The sequence below is a fragment of the Collinsella sp. CLA-ER-H10 genome, from assembly GCF_040092475.1.
Taxonomy (GTDB): domain Bacteria; phylum Actinomycetota; class Coriobacteriia; order Coriobacteriales; family Coriobacteriaceae; genus Collinsella.
Genome location: NZ_JBBNLM010000005.1, coordinates 1 through 19,306, shown reverse-complemented (window position 1 = coordinate 19,306; position 19,306 = coordinate 1). Strand labels below are relative to the sequence as shown.

General features: G+C 60.3%; 15 protein-coding genes. 9 read left to right on the top strand and 6 right to left on the bottom strand.

The features are described 5' to 3' along the window. Window positions 1-56: 56 nt before the first annotated feature. From AAAX36_RS03630 to AAAX36_RS03615, 4 genes are all read left to right on the top strand, one after another. A complete protein-coding gene (locus AAAX36_RS03630; RefSeq protein WP_195444857.1) occupies window positions 57-473 on the top strand; it encodes a hypothetical protein in 417 nt (138 codons plus the stop codon). Window positions 474-481: 8 nt separating this feature from the next. After that, window positions 482-2,245, top strand: coding sequence for a lipopolysaccharide core heptose(II) kinase RfaY (locus AAAX36_RS03625; protein WP_195361059.1), 1,764 nt, complete (start codon window positions 482-484; stop codon window positions 2,243-2,245). 431 nt (window positions 2,246-2,676) lie between these two features. Then, window positions 2,677-6,477 carry a DUF4430 domain-containing protein gene (locus tag AAAX36_RS03620; protein ID WP_349074011.1) on the top strand — a complete coding sequence of 1,267 codons (3,801 nt, stop codon included), beginning with the start codon at window positions 2,677-2,679 and terminating at the stop codon, window positions 6,475-6,477. Between the two features lie 9 nt (window positions 6,478-6,486). Further along, window positions 6,487-7,335 (top strand): DUF4430 domain-containing protein, encoded by an 849-nt coding sequence (locus AAAX36_RS03615; RefSeq protein WP_349074009.1) that lies wholly within the window; start codon window positions 6,487-6,489, stop codon window positions 7,333-7,335. 159 nt (window positions 7,336-7,494) lie between these two features. On the opposite strand, the gene AAAX36_RS03610 is transcribed toward AAAX36_RS03615, so the two are convergent. From AAAX36_RS03610 to AAAX36_RS03600, 3 genes are all read right to left on the bottom strand, one after another. Next, window positions 7,495-7,902 (bottom strand): GtrA family protein, encoded by a 408-nt coding sequence (locus tag AAAX36_RS03610; protein WP_022095123.1) that lies wholly within the window; start codon window positions 7,900-7,902, stop codon window positions 7,495-7,497. Window positions 7,903-8,121: 219 nt separating this feature from the next. After that, window positions 8,122-8,517 carry a GtrA family protein gene (locus AAAX36_RS03605; RefSeq protein WP_022095122.1) on the bottom strand — a complete coding sequence of 132 codons (396 nt, stop codon included), beginning with the start codon at window positions 8,515-8,517 and terminating at the stop codon, window positions 8,122-8,124. A gap of 78 nt (window positions 8,518-8,595) precedes the next feature. Next, window positions 8,596-10,512 carry a fructose-1,6-bisphosphatase gene (locus AAAX36_RS03600; protein ID WP_349074006.1) on the bottom strand — a complete coding sequence of 639 codons (1,917 nt, stop codon included), beginning with the start codon at window positions 10,510-10,512 and terminating at the stop codon, window positions 8,596-8,598. Between the two features lie 320 nt (window positions 10,513-10,832). On the opposite strand from AAAX36_RS03600, the gene AAAX36_RS03595 reads away from it, so the two are divergent. After that, window positions 10,833-11,723 (top strand): DegV family protein, encoded by an 891-nt coding sequence (locus AAAX36_RS03595; protein WP_055285769.1) that lies wholly within the window; start codon window positions 10,833-10,835, stop codon window positions 11,721-11,723. An 81-nt stretch (window positions 11,724-11,804) separates the two neighbouring features. Here AAAX36_RS03595 and AAAX36_RS03590 read toward each other — a convergent pair whose 3' ends face one another. Then, on the bottom strand, window positions 11,805-12,896 hold the full coding sequence (locus AAAX36_RS03590) for a hypothetical protein (protein ID WP_089572116.1): 1,092 nt from the start codon (window positions 12,894-12,896) through the stop codon (window positions 11,805-11,807). 191 nt (window positions 12,897-13,087) lie between these two features. Between AAAX36_RS03590 and AAAX36_RS03585 the strand changes: the two genes are divergently transcribed. Next, on the top strand, window positions 13,088-13,258 hold the full coding sequence (locus AAAX36_RS03585) for a hypothetical protein (protein WP_156327664.1): 171 nt from the start codon (window positions 13,088-13,090) through the stop codon (window positions 13,256-13,258). Between the two features lie 24 nt (window positions 13,259-13,282). On the opposite strand, the gene AAAX36_RS03580 is transcribed toward AAAX36_RS03585, so the two are convergent. Next, window positions 13,283-14,386, bottom strand: coding sequence for an RsmB/NOP family class I SAM-dependent RNA methyltransferase (locus AAAX36_RS03580; protein WP_349074004.1), 1,104 nt, complete (start codon window positions 14,384-14,386; stop codon window positions 13,283-13,285). Window positions 14,387-14,445: 59 nt separating this feature from the next. After that, a complete protein-coding gene (locus AAAX36_RS03575) occupies window positions 14,446-16,596 on the bottom strand; it encodes a class I tRNA ligase family protein (protein ID WP_349074002.1) in 2,151 nt (716 codons plus the stop codon). Window positions 16,597-16,728: 132 nt separating this feature from the next. Here AAAX36_RS03575 and AAAX36_RS03570 point away from each other — a divergent pair, with 132 nt between their 5' ends. From AAAX36_RS03570 to queA, 3 genes are all read left to right on the top strand, one after another. Beyond that, on the top strand, window positions 16,729-17,295 hold the full coding sequence (locus AAAX36_RS03570; protein ID WP_349074000.1) for a DUF3267 domain-containing protein: 567 nt from the start codon (window positions 16,729-16,731) through the stop codon (window positions 17,293-17,295). 10 nt (window positions 17,296-17,305) lie between these two features. Then, window positions 17,306-17,881 carry an epoxyqueuosine reductase QueH gene (locus AAAX36_RS03565; protein ID WP_195645146.1) on the top strand — a complete coding sequence of 192 codons (576 nt, stop codon included), beginning with the start codon at window positions 17,306-17,308 and terminating at the stop codon, window positions 17,879-17,881. A gap of 70 nt (window positions 17,882-17,951) precedes the next feature. Beyond that, the gene (queA, locus tag AAAX36_RS03560; protein WP_195239502.1) at window positions 17,952-19,163 is read left to right on the top strand and encodes a tRNA preQ1(34) S-adenosylmethionine ribosyltransferase-isomerase QueA; all 1,212 of its coding nucleotides are present in this window, start codon (window positions 17,952-17,954) and stop codon (window positions 19,161-19,163) included. Window positions 19,164-19,306: the final 143 nt, after the last annotated feature.

The following is a 19,306-nucleotide window of genomic DNA, read 5'->3' as shown; positions in this document are numbered from 1 at the left end:
TCGCTCAATCTTGGGTACAAGAACGCCAATGCAGTTGTTTGTGATTGGAGATAACCATGGTTATGAAACTCGATCAGCTTGTTAACGGCGCCATTAACGTGGGCTTTGGCGCTGCCGCCGTTGCTGTCGAAGGCGGCAAGAAGGTCCTCGACGACCTTAACACCAAGGGCGAGCAGGTCCGCAAGGACACCACCACCCCCGATATCGCCCGCAGTGTGTCCGACATGTTCGAGCAGGCCGGCGGTACCATCTCCGATCTGACCGAGCGCTTGGGCATGCAGGGCGAGACCGCGGCCCAGCGCGTGCTTGACGAGCTCATCCTTGCCCGGGTCCGCGTCATGACCGCCCCCGAGCGCACGGCCTTCCTGGCCCATGTGCGCGACATCGTCGATTCGGTCGAGGACAACGTGACCTCGGTGCCCGTCGAGTCCGTTGAGCCCGACGATGCGAAGGATACCGAAGAGGCCGAGTAGCAGCGCAGATGGCAGATTCCACCACCGATTACAACAATCTAGATCCTTTGGGTGACGAGGCGGCGGTTGTCGATGAGGTCGATGCCGCCGTCTCGGGCGCTCGTAAAAAGCCGCGCGCTGTCGATATGGTGCCCGAAGAGCCCGACGCGATGGCGCCGGACGAGGAATACCAGCTCACGCCGGCGGGTCGTCGCGAACGCATCGGGCAGATTGTTCGCTTGGTCAAAAAGTACCGTGTGTGGGATAACCTCACGCCGGTTCGCTTGCGCCGCCTGCTCGAGGAGCTCGGCCCCATGTTCGTCAAGATGGGGCAGATTCTGGCCAACCGGTCCGAGATTCTGCCGCAACGCTTTTGCGACGAGCTGCGTCGTCTGCGCTCCGACGTGGAGCCGGTGCCGTACGAGGTAGTGCTTCGCTGCTTGGAAGAGGAATACGGCCTGCGCCTGGGGGAGATGTTCGACGCGATCGACCCCAATCCGCTTGGTAGCGCATCGCTCGCGCAGGTGCACCGCGCCCGCCTGGTGACCGGCGAGGACGTGGCCGTTAAGGTGCAGCGCCCCGGTGCGCAGCAGGTTATGGCACAGGACATCGATATCATCCGCTCGGTGGTGCGTATCGTTTCCAAGTTCGTCAACACCGATCAATTCGTTGATCTGCACGGCGTAGTCGAGGAGTTGTGGACCTCGTTTCGCGAGGAGACCAACTTTTTGGCCGAGGCCAAAAACCTCAACGACTTCTACGAGTTCCATAAGAGCGTTCATGGCGTGACGTGCCCTAAATCCTATCTGGACCTGTGCACCGAGCACGTGGTGGTTATGGACTACGTCGACGGCATTTCGATCGCCGATCCCGAACGCTTGGTGGCCGAGGGCTATGACTTGGAAAAGATCGGTGCCGCGATTGTCGAGGACTACTCTACGCAGGTGCTCGATGACGGTTTTTTCCATGCCGACCCGCATGCAGGAAACATCATTCTCAAGGACGGCATCGTCTACTTTATCGACTTGGGCATGGTCGGACGCATGTCGAGTCACGATCGCGGTATCGTCAAGGACATGATTTTCGCCGTGGCCGAGGGTGACGTGCCCAAGCTCAAGGATTCGCTCATGCGCTTCGCCGTGACGCGTGGCGATTCGGCCGAGCTCGATCATTCAGCGTTTTTGTCCGACCTTGACTTTATCGTGGCTGACTTTGCGGGCCTTGACTTGAAGGATCTGGATATCGGCGAGTTTTTGACCTCGCTGTTAAACCTCGCGCGTAAGAATGACGTTGAGCTGCCGAGCGTGGTGACGATGTTCGCCCGCGGCATGGTGACGCTCGAGGGCCTGTTGACCGAGTACATGCCCAACGTCAACATGATCCAGATCATCCAGACGCACATCAAAAACGAGAAGAGCACCTACGCCCGCATGCGCGAGATGAGCCGCGATCTTGCCGCGAGCAGCTATCGCGCGGCAAAAGGCTCGCTCGAGGCGGCCGAGTATCTGGGCTTGGCTTCGCGTATGCTTACGCGCGGCCAGCTTAAGGTAAACACGCAGATCATGAGCAGCGATAAGGCGCTGCGACAGCTGGGTGGAATTATCGACCGCATGTCGATGGCGATTGTGATCGCCGGTCTGTTTATCGGTTCGTCGGTGGTGTACTACGCGCGCATCGAGCCGGTTGTGTTTGGTATCCCAGTCATTGGCTTTATGGGCTACGTGAGCGCGCTGGTGCTGGCGCTTATGCTGGGTCGCAATATCTGGCTCAACAGCCACGGCGGCAAGCACTAGAGGCTGCGACCGTCACCGCATTCTCCTATCGCAAACAATAGCTTTTACCTTGGGCTTCGCCTGCGTGCGAGGCCCTTTTGCGTGATAGCATATTGACGGTTTTAATCGATGGCCTAGATGGTGGTGCGGAGACGCACGAATGCGCGGTTTTCCTGCGCGTTTGGGAGAATCGGGGTGCAAGTCCCCGGCTGTACCAGTAACCGTAATTCCTCTTGGCTCGGGATGTTCGCGTCGCAGATCGGACGGCGCGCCCGAGTCGTTAAGGTTAAGTCGGATCGCCTCCCATCTTGCATGCGGCTGCGGCGTATGCCGCCGGTGTGCATAGGGCTCTGGAGGGAAGGGGGACCCCGATGGGGGAACTCGAGCGCAACATGCGCGATGACGTGGGGCAGCTTCAAGGCAACGCTCCAAGTACAGACAGTAGGAGACAAATGGATATGTTTGAGGACGAGTGCCAGCGTGCCTCGCTTCGTCGCCGTGGCGTAATCGCGCGCGGCGTGGCAAAGCGCTGCCTGGTGGCATTCCTGGCCTTCGCGATGGCCTTTGGCACCACGCCGGCTCAGCTGTGGGCCGAGGGTGCCGAGGGCATTACCGACGCTGTGGCTCAGGCTACGACGCCAGGCGAGGACGCAGCGCTTGCGGGCGGTACCGCTGAGCAGAGCGGCGCCGAGGTTTCGGATTCCGGGAGCGCGCCTGCAGCTAGTGCCGCCACTACAGGGGCAGCAACTGGCGACGAAGGCTCGGCGACGGGGGAGAGCCCTGCCACGAGCGAGCGGTCTTCGACGGCATCCGCTGGCCAAGCAGGATCTGCCGCCGCGGCTGCCGTCCAGACAGAGAACCCGACAGAAACTGGCGATGTCGTCAAGAAGCAAATCGAGGTCTCGTTCTCGATTATCGGCACCGATGCCGACGGCAAGGCTCAGACCTGGGTGGCGCCTACGCAGCTCAAGCTCGACGAGGGCGCGACGGCTGCGGATGCCTTCATTAAGCTGCAGGAGAAGACGGGCTTCAAGGCGAAGTACGATCCGAACACGGCATACGGTTTCTACCTCGAAAGCATCACCTCCCCGAGCGATGGCCGCACGCTTGCCTACGATCCGGCGACTCATGCCTACTGGCAGCTGTTCGTCGACGGCGCGTCTTCCTCGGTTGGCGCGAGCAGCGTCAAACTCACCCAGGGGCAGAAGATTGAGTTTGCCTTTACGGGTGGTAGCGCGTCCCCTGTCGTTAAGGACCAGCTTGCTGCGAATGTGACCGTCATTGGTCGCGATGCCCAGGGCAAGACTCAGACCTGGGTCGACAACGCGCAGTATGTGGTGACGTCCGGTTCGAGCGCGCTTGATCTTACGAAGGTCGCGCTTGAGGCGAATGATATTGACGCCGTTGCTGCGGGCTCCTTCATTCTGAGCCTTAAGTACAACGGTGTTGAGCTGGGTACGCCCCAAGATTATTCGACCTATTGGCAGCTGTTTATCAACGGCAAGTCGAGTGACTATACGGCGGACAATGTCACCATCCATGCTGGCGATACCGTCACGTGGTTCTACGGTGGCTGGGGCGACCAGTTGCCGTCCGATTCTGTCCATGCTTCCGTTCAGGTGCTTGGCAAGGACAAGGACGGCAAGCAGCAGGTTTGGGCTTCGACGGGCCAGACGAGTCTCAAGGCGGGCTCTACTGCTAAGGACCTGTTGGAGCAGACTGGTCTTAAACTCGATGCTAGCGAATCGTCTTGGGGCTGGTTCCTCAACGGTATTACTTCGCCGTTCGACAGTAAGTCCTATGGCTGGGATGCTGCGACCAATAGCTATTGGCGCTTCTACGTAAAGGGCAAGTCCGACGCAAAGTACAAGTTCGCCGACGTTGGCGCTGGTGCCTACGAGCTCCATGAGGGTGACGCCGTCACCTTTATGTATGCTGGCGACAGCGATGCCCTCCCTGGTCAGGTGCTTGGATCCGCCGATATCATCGGTCCCGATGTCAACGGCAACAATGCTCGCTGGGGCTCGGCAAGCAATGTTTCCCTGCCCGAGGGCTCTACGGCTCAGAACCTTATTGAGACGGTCCTGAAGGCCAAGGGCGTTACGTACAACGGCTCCCAGAGTGGTGAGTACTGGTTCCTCAATTCCATCAACTCGCCGTTCGATCACAAGCCGTATGCCTGGGATGCTGCGACCAATAAATATTGGCACCTGTATATCAACGGAGAGCCCTCCTTACTCTGCGCCAATCAGATTACGCTCAAGAGCGGCGATAAGGTTACGCTTGCCTATACCACCGACGATTCGGCCATGCCCGATCCCGACAAGATTGTCGTGGACCCGAGCGCGACGACTCCTGATTGGGATGCCGAGTGGGCCGGCTACGGCAACAGTGGCAACGGTTCGACCGTAACGGATGCCAAGACGCCTGCGCAGGCCGCCGGTCTTAAGTGGGCCTTCGATTGGAAGGCCGAGTCTGGTCAGCAGTATGCCAACTGCAGCGAGCCTGTCATCGCTAACGGCTTTGTGTACATCGCGACCGAGAACGAGCTCATCAAGATCGATTCGTCCACGGGCAAAAAGGTTACCTCTGCGCCGCTTGCCTCCAAGGTGAGCTATACTTCTCGTCCGATCTATACCAATGGCCTTATCATCGTTCCGCTCAACGGCGGTGCGGTCCAGGCGATTACTGCAGACAAGCTGATCTGCAAGTGGCTGACGCCCGGTTTGACGGACTTGACGCAGAGCTCCTGCACCGTCGTTTCGGACGGCGAGTACGTCTATGTAGGCTCGGTCGATATTTCGTATGACGAGAATTACAACGCGACCTACGGCAACGGCTCCTTTGCGCGCATTAAGATTGCCACGGGCGAAGTTTCTTGGCAGAACATCGACCCTGCCGAGGGCTATTACTGGACTGGTGCGGCTTTGACGGATAAGTATGCCATCGTTCCTACGAGCGCGGGTACGCTTAAGTGCATTGATAAGACGACGGGCGATGTCGTTTCGACCATGAAGCTCGGCGCTCTCGCGAACGCCGACTGTGTCGCCGATCCGTCCAATGGTTCGACCTTCTATCAGATGACGCACGATGGAAAGCTCCATGTGATTTCGCTTTCGGCGAAGGGCGTACTGAGCGAGCAGAAGACGGTCGATCTGGGTCTTACGAATAACATGAGCGCACCGGCGGTGGCTGGCGAAAACTTGATTGTCGGCGGACAGACGGCTACTGGCTCTGCTCTGGCTCTCTATAATCTGAAGACCGGTAAGACCACGATGGTCACCGCTGCTGACGGTAAAGAACTTCCGGCCGGATTTAACGGTATTGCTGCTACTCCGCTGGTGAGTGTTCAGGGCGGCAAGACCTATGTGTACTTTACCGTTAACAGCGCGGATAGCAAGGATTACGTCAACTACTCTGCTGGTGGTGGCGTGTATCGCTATACACTCGGCGATGCAGAGGCGACGCAGATTTATGATGCGGCTGGCCATTACCAGCACTGCGACTCTCCGGTCATTGCCGATGCATCTGGCAACCTGTACTACATCAATGACTCGGGCACGCTGTTCAAGCTGGGGGCCGTTGAGTCTTGGACGGTTGCCTTTAATTCCAACGGCGGGTCTGCTTGCGACACTAAGTTTGTTGCTACGGCCGATGGCAAGCTGGTCAAGCCGGCCGATCCGACACGCGATGGCTACACTTTCGGCGGTTGGTATACCGATGAAGCCTGCACGCGGGCGTATGACTTCGCCACGCCGGTGACGGCCGATCTGACGCTGTATGCCAAGTGGACCAAGAATGCCACCAACCCTGGCGGTAATGGCGGTTCTGGCACTAATGGTGGCAACGGTGGCGTTGGTTCGAATGGCGGCGGCGGTTCTAGTACCGGTACTGATTCCGGCACTGGCGCTGGCGCGGGTTCTGGCTCCGGCTCGAAGGGCGGCGCTATTGCCCCGGGCAAGAAGCCGGTGACCAAGACGACGGTGTCGACCAAGACCGAGACCAAGGACAGCAAGTCCGACAAGAAGTCCGACAAGAAGTCTGACAACAAGTCTGACAAGAAGGACAGCAAGTCCGACAAGAAGTCCGATTCCAAGTCCGATACGGGTGCTGCTTCCACGACCACTGCTAAGAAGCCCTCTGGTGCTTCCGAGCAGGAGACTGGCACCAATCCGCTCGCCATTGTTGGCGTTGCCGCCGGCGTCATCGGACTCGCCATCGTCGGCGTGTTCGTGTTCACCAAACGTCGGTAGGTGAGGGCTGTGTCCAATAAATCCAAGGACGCTGACCCCAAGCAACCAGATTCCTCGTTCATTCAGTTCGACGATGCAAAGCAACAGGGCGCCGCTTCGGCGGCGTCCGCCTCTCGTCGCAAGGCGCTCCTTGGCGTTCTTGCTGCCGCGTGCACCATTCTGATCGTCGTCTCGCTGGGCTTCGTCCATCCTTCCGAGAGCGGCGCCTGGTCCATTGACTGGATCGTTCAGACCGTGACGGGGGAGAGCGTCGTCGCCAAGGACACCAAGGGGTTTGGCTCGACTACGACTACGACTTCGGGCGAGGCCAGTTCCAAGGATTCCGAGTCTTCAAACAAGGAATCGGACAAAAACTCGGATAGCAAGAAGTCCGAGGACCGGGGCGGCAAGAAGTCTGGCGATAAATCCGCTGCCCAAAATACGGGAGCCGGTGATACTTCCAATGCGTCTGGCGGTGCTTCTTCGGGCGGTGGCCAGTCGTCTGATGGAGCCTCATCCTCTAATGGTGGAAACGCCTCCTCGGGCAGCCAAAGCGGCTCACGGGAGTCCAGCTACGTTACGGTGACGGTTTCGGTCACATCGAGCGCTGTGGGCAATCCTGTGTCCTCTGGCGGCACCTTTACCTTTAACGAAGGCGCCACCGTTTACGATGCCCTGTGCGCGCTAGGCCTTTCTGTCAACGCACACGGCTCGTCGTACGGCACGTATGTTTCCGCGATTGGTGGTTTGGCCGAGAAACAGTACGGCGGCACGAGCGGCTGGATGTACTCCGTCAACGGCACAACGCCCATGACGGCCTGCAGTAACTACGTTCTCTCCAATGACGACAACGTCGTTTGGTATTACGTAACGGGCTAGAGGCCTCGACATAGCGCGCCAGACGGGCGGTTCGGGCCAACATCCGGACCGCCCGTTTTTCATGCGAATGGGACTGGGTCGCCGGGTCTCTCTGCAAACAAAAAACCGGTTGGAACGGGAATTCCAACCGGTTATACATTCAAGCAAATAGTGAATCGACTACGACCGTGCGCCCTCGAGGAAGAAGCGACGGCTGAAGTAGTTGTACCAGGTGACAAGGAACGTGGCGATGGCCTTCATGGCTTGGTAGCCGATGCTCAAAAACGTGACGCCCACAAACATATACAGGTCGTTGAGGCCCAGGCCGATCACCGACAGGATGGTGAAGATCGTGAACTCGCGCTTGCGGCTCATGCCTTCGCGGTGGTCGAACACGTACTTCATGCTGAGCCAGTAGTTGACCACGACGGACGTGATAAATGAAACCGTGGTGCTCATCAAAAAGTCGAGGTGGAACAGCTCGACGAGCGCAATGAGCATGCCCCAGTCGATGCCAAAGGAGATAAGACCCACGACAGCAAACTTGAGGAACTGCTTGGTATGAGGTTGTGCCAGCGCCTTGCGCACGTAATCACATCCAATGCGTTGATGAATCGAGCAGAGGATACTTTAGAGCTTTTACAAGGGAAACGTAAGGTCTTTGCCAAGAACTATATGAACTCGCCAAATTTTCAAGAGCTAATCCGCAAACGTTGAAAATTTGCCCGTAAACGAGCGGCACCCACGGACGATACTGCGCTGAGTGCACGTCGTCCGTGGGCGCCGTAATGCTGCAGGGGTTTCGAGCTACTTGGTCTCGTCGCCCTCCAGGAAGATTTTTCGGGTCACAAAGTTGTAGACCATGACAAGCGCGGTGGCGCAGATCTTGGCGATATTGGCCTCGAGTCCCAGGCCGGCGTTGAGCGCCAGCACGATGCCGTCGTTGAGCACCAAACCGATCACGGACAGCACGACAAAGATGATGAACTCGCGGCGGCGGCTCATGCCTTCCTTGTGCGCAAACACGTACTTCATGCTTGCGAGGTAGTTAAAGATGAGTGAGATGATAAAGCCGCTGGTGTTGGCGATTAGGATGTTGAGGCCCAGACCGTAGTGGAGCAGATTCATAATGCCAAAGTCGATAACCGTGGCAATGACACCGACGACGCCAAATTTCATGATCTGCGCAAGGAGCTTTTGCATGGTACCTGCCTTAGGGTGGCGCGGGGACGCCGTGGGGATGACAAACTCAGCAAGTTTAGCCAATCCCCGCGGGTGGGGCTAGACGCGCTCTTCGATAGCACCGTTTCTATATGCATCGAGCAGCTGGCGCAGATCCTGGATCTGGCTGCGAATCTTGGCGCCAGTATCGGTGTCGCTCACCATGCGGCGACGGTCTGCTTGGTCAAAACGGTTGGTCTCGCTTTCGATGTCCACGTTGCGCGTGAGTGCCTCGGCAACCGTCGTAAAGGCCCGGTGCGACTTGAGGCGGCAGCCGCGCGAGCTCGAGATGAGCGTATAGCCGGCGATGCCCGTCTTGGGATGGTAAGCGCGGCAGAAGCCGCCATCGATGACCAGCAGCTTGCCCTCGGCGCGGATGGGCTGCTCGCCCTTGGTGGTTTTAACGGGCGTGTGGCCGTTGATGATGTGGCCGGTCGGCGAGCATGTCATGGGCGCGACGCCAAACTCGCGCATGATATCATCGCAGACCGAGGGCGACTTGGTAAGCGTAAAGTACGGGTCCATCGGCTCGACCCAGGTGCTCTTATCGGCGATATAGGCGCGCTCAAAGGTACGCACCAGGCGTCCGCTGGCGGGTGAATTGAAGCCAATCCACAGGTACCACATCCAGTCGAGGGCATCGCGGTCGCCCACGCGCCACGCGCGGCGGGCGATGTGGTCGCAAAAATCGAGATAATCGCGGCCAGCGTGCCAGGTGCCCAGGCAGTTCATGCTGCTAAAGGTGCCGTCTTCGTTGAGCGGAACGCAGCCGTGGAAGAGCAGGTTGCCGTTGGCGACCTTGTACATCGAGCCGTGGGTGTAGAGGAAATCGATATGGCGATGCAGGTGATCGGCGGTTACAAACTCGGACACGAGCTTGTCGATGATGTGCTGCTCCTGAGACGTGAGCGTGTAGGGGTCCGCCGGGTCGACGGTGGGGAAGTCGTTGGTCGTGAGCGGCCACACGCTGCCGTCGGCGAGCGTGACCGTGCCGGTGTCGTGGTCGATCTTGTCGAGTAACAGGCGGTCGGTCATATCGAACTCGGGGTGGCGCTGGATAATCTGGCCCTCGAGCTTAAAGAGCAGCACGTTGATGGCCTTGATCAGCGGGGTGATGGACTCACCGGCGGTGTAGGTGGCATCGGCAAAGGCGACAAGCTCACGCAGCGAGATGCCGTAGTCGTTCTCCAGGATCTCGTAGTTGTCGTAGCGTAGGTTGTTGCGCAACACCGTGGCGATGCAGGCGGGCTCACCGGCCGCAGCGCCCATCCACAGCAGGTCGTGGTTGCCCCACTGGATGTCGAGTGAATGGTAGGTGAGCAGACGGTCCATAATTTTGGCCGCGCCGCCGCCGCGGTCGAAGATGTCGCCCACCAGGTGCAAGTGGTCGACGGCCAGGCGCTTGATGAGCGAGGCGAGCGACTCGATAAAGTCGTCGGCGCTGGCGGTCTCTAGGATGGACTCCACGATGCGCTCGTGATAGCGCACGCGATAGTTGTTCTCGTCCGGGTGCGTGTGCAACAACTCGTCGATGATGTAGGCGTAGTCGCGCGGGATGGCCTTACGCACCTTGGAGCGCGTGTAGCGGCTTGAAAGTGAGCGAGCGACCATGATGAGCTGGTCAAGCATCGTCTTGTACCAGGTTGGCGAGTCCTCGCGCCGGCTGCGGACCAGGTCGATCTTCTCGCGCGGGTAGTAGATGAGCGTACACAGCTCGCCCTTTTCGTCAAAGGAGAGCGTGTCGCCAAAGATCTCGTCGACATGTTCGCGCACGACGCCCGAGCAGTTGTTGAGGATGTGCATAAAGGCTTCGTACTCACCATGCACGTCGCTCATAAAATGCTCGGTGCCCTTGGGTAGGTTGAGGATGGCCGAGAGGTTGATAATTTCGGTAAATGCGGATTGTTCGGTGGGGAACTGTCTCGACAGCAGGCGCAGATACTTGAAGTCTTGCGGGTTGCGATCGAATGCGACCATGAAACACCTTCCGATGGGGCTGGTAAAACTGATAAACAGCGTCAAACGTTTACCAGTATGCGCCGCTTTTGTTTCGATTTTGCGCCAGCGGCTGAATTGTCGGCTGAACGGTTTGGTAAATCGATTTAGTGAAGGTAGATGTGTTGGTCGGGTGGAGACGACAGAGGGTGTTTTCTCAGATATTTATGCGTCGGGTCGGTGGAGACGATGGTGGTAAAGATGCTCACTATTTTTGGTTCGATTTGGTAAATAGTGGACATATGTACCGCATGTAGGCTCACTGTGCGATAATTTGCGCAGCAATGAGTAAGGAGCCTCATATGAGTGATTTTGTCCTGACCTGTGAATCCGCCGCCGATCGAACCCGTGAGTTCTTTGCGTCGCGCAATATCCCTGTCGTGTGTTTTCATTACGAGATCGACGATGTTGTCTATACGGACGATCTGTATCAGTCGATTACGCCGGACGAGTTTTTTGCCCAGATTGCCGCGGGCGCCATGCCCAAGACGTCTCAGGTGAGCGTGGGTGAGTACGAGGAGTTTTGGGAGCCGTTTGTTGCCGAGGGTAAAGACGTGCTGCACCTGACGTTGTCGTCGGGTATTTCGGGCACGTATGGATCGGCCTGCGTCGCGGCGCAGATGCTTGCGGATCGCTATCCCGAGGGCGGCAAGGTGCGCGTCATCGATTCGCTGGCGGCGTCTTCGGGCTTTGGCCTGTTGTTGGAATATGCCGCCGATGTGCGCGATAGTGGGGCTTCACTCGACGAGACGGCTGCCTGGATCGAGGAGCACAAGCTCAACCTGCACCACTGGTTCTTCTCGACCGATCTGTCGAGCTACCTGCGCGGCGGTCGCATTTCGGCCGCGAGCGCGATCATCGGCACGGCGCTTAAGATTTGCCCGCTTATGACGGTCGATTGCGAAGGTAAGCTGTCGCCACGTGAGAAGATTCGCACTAAGAAGCGCGCGATTTCCGAGATGGCTAAGACCATGATGGCACACGTACAGGACGGTGCAGATTATTCGGGTAAGTGCATCATGTCGCAGTCGGCGTGCCGCGAGGATGCCGAGGCGGTCGCGGCGCTGATTGAGGAACAGGTTCCGCAGCTTAAAGGCAAGATTGAGATCAATGACATCGGTACTCTGATTGGCTCGCATACCGGACCTGGTACGGTGGCGCTCTTCTTTATGGGCGACAAGCGCGTGGATTAATTTGCCCCATCACGTCGCTGCATGATTGCTCAAACGAAAACGGCCCGCCTCACGTTTGTGGGGCGAGCCTTGCTGTTGCGGCTAGCGTTTCTTTCCGCGGAAGAAAAAGCCGTGCAGTGACGGCTTGAGGCCGCGGTTGGCGCGATGCTCCTCGACGCGCTCGTGGATCGAAGCGACGCGCTCGATGACTTCGTCGGGAATCGGCACATCGGGATTCATGTTCTCGACTTGGCTGACCTCGGCGGCGGCGACCTGGTCGATAATGGGCACGTCGTCGCGCGAGATGACAGGTGTGGCGTCTTCCTTCATCTTGCGATAACGCTGCATCATGTCGGTCTGTAGCTGCTGGGCCGAAGGCGGTGTCCAGATGATGGCGTTGGCGCCGGCGGCGATGGTCTCGCGAATGCTCTCGGGCGTCTTGCCGCCCGGCGCGATAAGCGGCAGGTTGGGATAGTGCTCGCGCAGCTCGCGTAGGACCTGGGGCGTGTTCTTGCCGGCGGCGATGTTGAGAATCTTGGCTCCAGCGCGCACCTTGGCGTGGGCATCGTCGTCGCAGCGAACGACCGTGGCGATGACGGGGATGTCGGCGATGTTGGTGATGTGCTCGACCATCTCGGCAGTAGCGGGGGAGTTGACCACGCAGCCCGCCGCGCCCTGCATCTCGGAGACGGCTGCCATCTGCACGGAGCGCTTACCGGTCGTAGTTCCGCCACCCACGCCTACAAAGACCGGGCACTCGGCGACGGTCAGCAGCGCTTGCGTAATGGCGGGCTGCGGTGTGAAAGGGTAGACCGCAAAGACGGCGTCGGCGTTGGAGTTGCGGATAACCGCGACATCGGTGGTGTAAATGAGCGACTTGATGCGTCGGCCAAAGAGCGTGAAGCCGCTGGCCTCCTCGATCTCGTCGGGCATGCGAAGGGCAGCCTTGCGCAGGCGTCCGTCGATGGGCAGGGGCTCCATAGGGAGCAGGCCGTTGGGCGTGACGGCTACTTGGGGCTCGGTGAACTCGTCTGCAAGCTCGACCTCGGAAAAATCGACCGAGGCGACGATGTCCTCGTGCACCTCGGCGGGCACATCGATGGGAGCTTGGTCGTTTGCCGCCGCAGGCGTGTCGAAGGAGCTGGTGCCGACGAAGGCGTCGACGCGCTCATTTAGATCGTTGAGGGTATCCATGGAGGCTCGATTCTATGTGATGATGGCCGGCGCGATGCAGCCGGAATTGCGAATGCTAAATCGTTTGACGAGTTGATTTTTCCCCGCCGCGCCATCCGTTAGACCGAAGGGCCGGCGAACGTGAAGGAGCTGTGGTGGCGGGTATCGAGGTGCTATCTTGAAAGCCCCGTTTAAAAGAGAGGTGACGCGGTATGGAATTGACAGCAATGTTTGGCTCGATCGGCCTGTGTGTGGCCGCAATCGTTGCCGCCGCGGTCATCTACTTTGTGGTCACGGCCATTAAGGGCAAAAGGGCCGAACGCAAGGAGCGCGCGATGCTTAAACAACATCGCGACCAGCAGGGCAAACGCGCACAGAGATAGCTTGTTGAGTTTTGGATCCGTGCGCTAGCTGCGTTTTCGGATCAGGGCAATGTAGAAGCCCTCAAAGTCGCGGCTAGGCGGAATGGTGAGCGTGCCGGGCAGGCCGTTGGCGATGGCCGATACCTGACCCGCGGCAATGGCTTCGGTCAGAGCGTTGGACTCGATGCGCGGCTCCTCACCAGCTTCCTGGGTGCGTCGTGCTTCACTTTCGCTTGGCGTGCCGTCGAGGGGGATGAGCTCGCAGTCCATATGCTTGTCGAGGGCCTCTTGCAGGGCGTCCTCGTTTTCCTGCGGCAAGATCGAACAGGTCGAATAGACGAGCGTGCCGCCCGGTTTGAGGGCACCCATGGCGCGGTCCAGAAGTGCTCGCTGCGAGCGGGCGCACTTGCTCAGCAACTGCTCGGTGAGGCCGCGCAGGCTTTTCTCGTTGCCACTGATGACGGTGCCCGTGCCGGTGCAGGGAGCGTCGAGCAGGATGCGGTCAAAGCGGAAGAACTCGTCGAGCTCGCGTGCGTCGATGCGCATGACGGGCACGTTTTTGGCACCTTGGCGGTGGAGGTTGGACTCAAGCTTTTCGGCGCGGGGAATGCTCATCTCGCAGGCCGTGAGGTGTGCCTGGCCCTGGGTGAGGGCGGCGATCTGCGTCGTCTTGCCGCCAGGGGCTGCGCACATGTCCAGGATGTCCTCGCCTGCCTGGGCGCCCAGGACCAACGGCGGCATCATGGACGACAGGCTCTGCAGATAGATCTTGCCGTCGCGGTAGATGTCGAGATCCCACAGATCGGAAACCTGGGCCTCGGGCAGGATAAAGGCGTCCGGGTACCAGGCGACGGGGTTGTGGGCGATGCCAGCGGCATCGAGCGCCGCAGCGATGTCCTCGGCGGTTGCCTTGAGCGTGTTGGCGCGCAGTGTGACCGGGCGTGTGACCGCGGCGCCGAAGCCCTCGATCATGAGCTCGGCATCGGCGGGCGCATAGGCGCCGGCGACCGTATCGACCATAAAGCACGGCAGGTCGGCGGCGGAGTGTTGGGCGGCAAGCTGGTCGGAAAGCTCGGTGGAGGCAAACTGCCTAAGCTTGAGCTCGGGCTTAACCTGCTTTTTCTGCTTACGACGACGCGGCTTGGACATCCGTCTTTCCTTCCCGTTCCAAATTGACTACTTTCCGGGCACGCCGCTGCTGGCGTGCTTTAGTACTGGCTCTCGTGCTTGCTAAAGAAGTCGAAGCGCGGGGGCAGCGGCTTCACGCGGTGCTCGCCGGGCTTCTCGCCCAGGCTCTCCACAAACTCATCCGTGGAGGCAAAGATGTTATCCCAGCTAAAGAAGGCGACCGGGTCAACGTCGAAGTACTCGCAGATGAGCTCGCAGCCGGCCGGCACGATGCCGTGCATGAGCACGGTCGCTACGCGCAGCTCGGTAAAGGCGTCGACGAGGGCCTGCGTCATGGCGGCGTTGGCCGGCTCGCCCTCGAGCTTGTTGGCGGCCTTGGAGGCATCGCTCCAGCGCTTGTTGGCGGCGCGCAGGTAGTCGTCGCACACAGCGAGCGCTCGGTGCGTCTCGAACTTGTACATGGCCTGCTCAAAGGCGAGGGCCGCCTGCTGGGCGGCTTCGACCACGGTGTCAGAAGCGGCACCGGCGGGGATGCAACCGTTGCGATAGGGACTCTCGTCGCCCTCCTTGACGGCGACGCCGTAGAAGCAGCTGCGGGCCAGGCGGTTGAACACGCCGGTCAGCAGCGCGCTCTCCTTAAGGGCGGGGTCGATAACGCGCTTGTCGTCGCAGGCGCGCACCTCGTTGCCGTCCTTGTCCTTGCCGGTCACGCGCGTGTCGTATGCCTTGGGGCTAAAGCTCACCGGCTTCTCGGACAGGCCGAGCGACAGCCAATGCGCGCGCATCTGCTCGCAGGTGTAGTGGTTGAGCAGGTCGTCTGCCGGCGGGGGAGGAGTCTGCGAGGACGAGCTGGCCTTTTTGCCCATGTAGAGCAGGTGGTAGCAGGCGCTGACGGTGCTCTGCGTGAGGTTCCAGCCTAGGGCCTCCCACATGGCGGTCTGCGCGATGCAGTAGAAGTAGATGTTGTCCTGACCGATAAACTGGTAGATCTGAGCGTCGTCAGAGCACCACCAGTCGCGCCAGTCGAGCGAGCTGTGCTGGTAGGTGGGCGCGGGCACCTGCGTGGAGTCGGCAGCGGGCTCGCCCATGAGGGCGGCATCCTGGGCGGCGACGCCCTCGGTCACGCCGGCGGCCTTGGCATCGCGCGCGAGCACGGTACGCGTATAGCTGATGGGCGCCCACAGGCTCTCGGGCCAGCACCAGCAGGTGACGTCGGAGACGCCATCGACCTCGGGCACCGGAACGCCCCAGTCGATGTTGCCGGTGATGCGGAAGGGCACGAGCGCCTTGCCGCTGCGGAAGCGCACGCCGCCGTTGGCGAGCACCGCATGGGCGTCGTCGCGCTCCTTCCAGCTGGGGAAGGTGACGGTAAAGCTGCTCTTGTTGCCCTCGGGCTCCAGCACGGTGTGCTCGGGAAGCTGATCCTCGACGGCATCGAAGGCCTCGCGGAACTTGTTCTGGATGTAGAGCTGGGCCGGCAGCAGCCACTCTTCCATGGTCTTGGAGACCACGGAGCGAACCTGCGGGTTCTGGGCGAGCTTGGCGGTATAGGTTTTCATAAAGTCGAGGTAGGCCGGCAGGTCGAAGTAGAGGTTGTCGACCGGGCGCAGCTCGGGCACCTCGCCGGTGAGCTGGCTCTTGGGCGCGATGAGCTCCTCGGGCTCAAACTGGTGGCCCAGGTCGCACTCGTCGGCATAGGCCTTCTCGGACTTGCAGCCCTGGATGGGGCAGCGGCCGATCACCTGGCGGCCGTTGAGGAACGTGCCGGCCTTGGCGTCGTAGAACTGCAGCGTGGAGCGCTTGGAGATGGTGCCCTGCTCATGCAGGCGCTCGATAATCTCGGCGGTCACTTCGTTGTGAATCTGCGCAGCCGGCTCAAGGCCCGAGCCGCCGTAGATATCGCAGCTGATGTTGTAGTTGTTGAGGGTCGCTGCTTGGCGGGAGTGATTGGACTCGACGTACTCGTTAATGGACTTGTCGTAGCCCTCGTTCTCCTTGAGCTTGCGGTAGCTCTCCATGATGGGCGAGCCGTAGCAGTCGGTGCCCGAGGTGAAGATGACGTTCTCGCGGCCCAGACGGTCGCGCAGGAAGCGGGCGAAGAAGTCGGCCGGGACAAAGACGCCGCCGACGTGGCCAAAGTGAAGGCCCTTGTTGCCGTAGGGCTCGCCGGCGGTAACGATGGCGCGGCGAGGCCAGCTGGGACGGTCGTTCATGGAGTATTTTGATGCCATGGGACTCCTTCGCATATGGTGAGAGCGCGGCCGGGCGCAAGGCTTGGCGACGCGGTGGTCAATTCGTGCATATCGTTCGACATTATCGCACATGCGGACGGGTACGTGGCAGGGGCGCTATCCTAAGATGCTATGAATGAGATTTCCAACATACATGCGTTTGAAGACGAGGATTTTCTGCACGCCTGCTTTGTGTGGGGGATGGCCGTGCTCGGCGCATTTGCCGTGTGCTTGGTGCCGGTGTTTATGCTGATGGGCGGGCCTGCGGACTTGGATGCGGCTGACGCGGGCGGCTGGAGGGCTGTCGTGGGCTGGATAGTCGGCTTGGCTGCGATCTCAATGGCGTCGTTCGCCGTGCACGAGCTGGTGCACGGTGTGTTTTTTAAGCTGCTGGCGCCTGCGGGCGCGAAGGTGACCTTTGGGGCGAATCGCGAGACGGCGATGATCTATGCCTGCGCCGAGGGCGTTGTGTATTCGCGCCGGCGGTACATGGCGGTTTGCCTGGCGCCGACGGTTGTTGTGACGGCGGCGCTTGCCCTGGGGTTTGCGTTTTCGGGCTATCCGCTGCTGTGCTACCTGGCGGCCGGCTTGCATTTGTCGGGCTGTGTGGGCGACTGGTATTACGTGCGGACCATTTTGCGCGACCGCCGCATTGTCGCCTGCGAGGATACGTCCTTTGGCGTGCGCTTTTTCGGGTGAGGAGATGTCGATGAAGCCGTTGTTGCTGCATGCGTGCTGTGCGCCGTGCTCTCTTGAGCCGGTCCGCCTGCTGCGCGAGGAAGGGTTTGAGCCCACAATCTGCTGGACAAACCCCAATATTCAGCCGCACGATGAATGGCAGCGGCGTTTGGACGAGCTGCGCCGGTGGTGTGCCGATGGCGACATCGAGCTTATCGAGGCGGGGGAGGACCGGGAGCGCTGGGAGGCCGGCGTGGCCCCGCTGGGCGCCGATCGAGCTCGTCGCTGTCGCGCATGCTATGCCCTGCGTCTGGCCGAGGCGTGCCGTGTGGCCCAGGAGCGCGGGTTTGAGTTTGTGGGCACGACGCTCGCCGTCTCGCCGTACCAGTTGTTCGAAACCTGCAATGATGTGTTGGAGCGTCTGGCTGCTGCCCGCGGTCTCACTCCGGTGATTCGCGATTTTCGCACGTATTACCCCGAGGCGACACGTCGTTCGCGCGAGCTGGGCATGTATCGGCAGAACTACTGCGGCTGCCGTTTCTCGGCCGTCGAGGCGGCCATGGACCGCGCCCGCATCCGCGACGAGCGCAAAGCGTCCAAAAAGTAGTTCTTTTGGGCTGGCAGCCTGCTAGGATGTAGAGCGGACTTTAGCTATATAAGGAGTATCCGACGTGTCTATGCGTACCGATGATTTTGACTACAACCTTCCTGAGGAACTGATCGCCCAGGCTCCAGCCGAGCCGCGCGACTCCTGTCGCCTGCTGGTGGTGGATCGCAAGGGCTCCCAGGCGGGAACGCCGCTGGAGCACGGCGGTACCGTTGAGCACCGCATCTTCCGTGACATCATCGACTATATCGAGCCGGGCGACGTGCTCGTCATCAACCAGACGCGCGTGATGCCGGCCCGCCTGATCGGTCGCAAAGCCGGCTCGGGCGGCGTGGTCGAGACCCTGCTGCTCAAGCGCCGCGAGGACGTGGATCCGCTGGGCCATGTTTGGGAGTGCTTGGTCAAGCCGGGCAAGCGCCTGAAGCCCGGTGTTCATATTGAGTATCGCGCCGGTGGCGCCCATGCGCCCGAGGGGGCTCCCGTGGTGCTGACGGCCGAGGTCGTCGACTTTGTCACCGATAGCCGCGGCGGCCGTCTAGTGCGTTTTGAGCCGGCTGGTTGCAACGCCGCCGGCGAGCCGCGCACGCTCGACGAGGCCATTCACGCCGCCGGTCATGTGCCGTTGCCGCCCTACATTACCGATTACGAGGGCGATCCCGAGAAATATCAGACCGTGTACGCCATGAAGGAGGAGCACTCGGCTGCCGCTCCTACGGCGGGTCTGCATTTTACTCCTGAGCTCATGGCCGCTATCGAGGCCAAGGGTGCCAAGTTTGCCGCCGTCGAGCTCGAGGTGGGCATCGATACCTTCCGTTTGGTGGAGGAGGACGACCCTACGCAGCACGTCATGCACACCGAGCGCTACCACGTGTCGCAGGAGGTTGTCGACGCCGTGCATAAGGCCAAGGCCGAGGGTCATCGTGTGATCGCCGTCGGCACTACCGCGGTGCGCTCGCTCGAGAGCGCGTTTGACGCGGACGCGCCGGTGTCCGATCCGGCCGTGACGGCGCGCTATTTTGAAGGCCGCGAGGACGGGGCCGATACGCTTGGCCGCGGTGACATCGTGGTGCGCGAGAACGCCACGACGCAGCTTTACCTCATGCCCGGCTCGACCTATCACGTGGTCGACGCGCTGATCACGAACTTCCACGTGCCGCGCTCCACGCTCATGATGCTCGTAAGCGCGCTTGCCACCCGCGACCAGATCATGGATGCCTACGCCGCTGCCATCGAAGAACGTTATCGCTTCTTCAGCTTTGGCGACGCGATGCTCATTCAGTAGGTTACGGCGTTTTACAAACGCCGTAACCGGCCGACGCTGCGCGGGCCGCATTTGGACAATCTGACGTTCAACTTCAAGGGCGCGACCGGAAGGTCAGCGCCCTTTCGTTTCACGTCACCTTGTCTCAAATGCGGCCCGCTCGC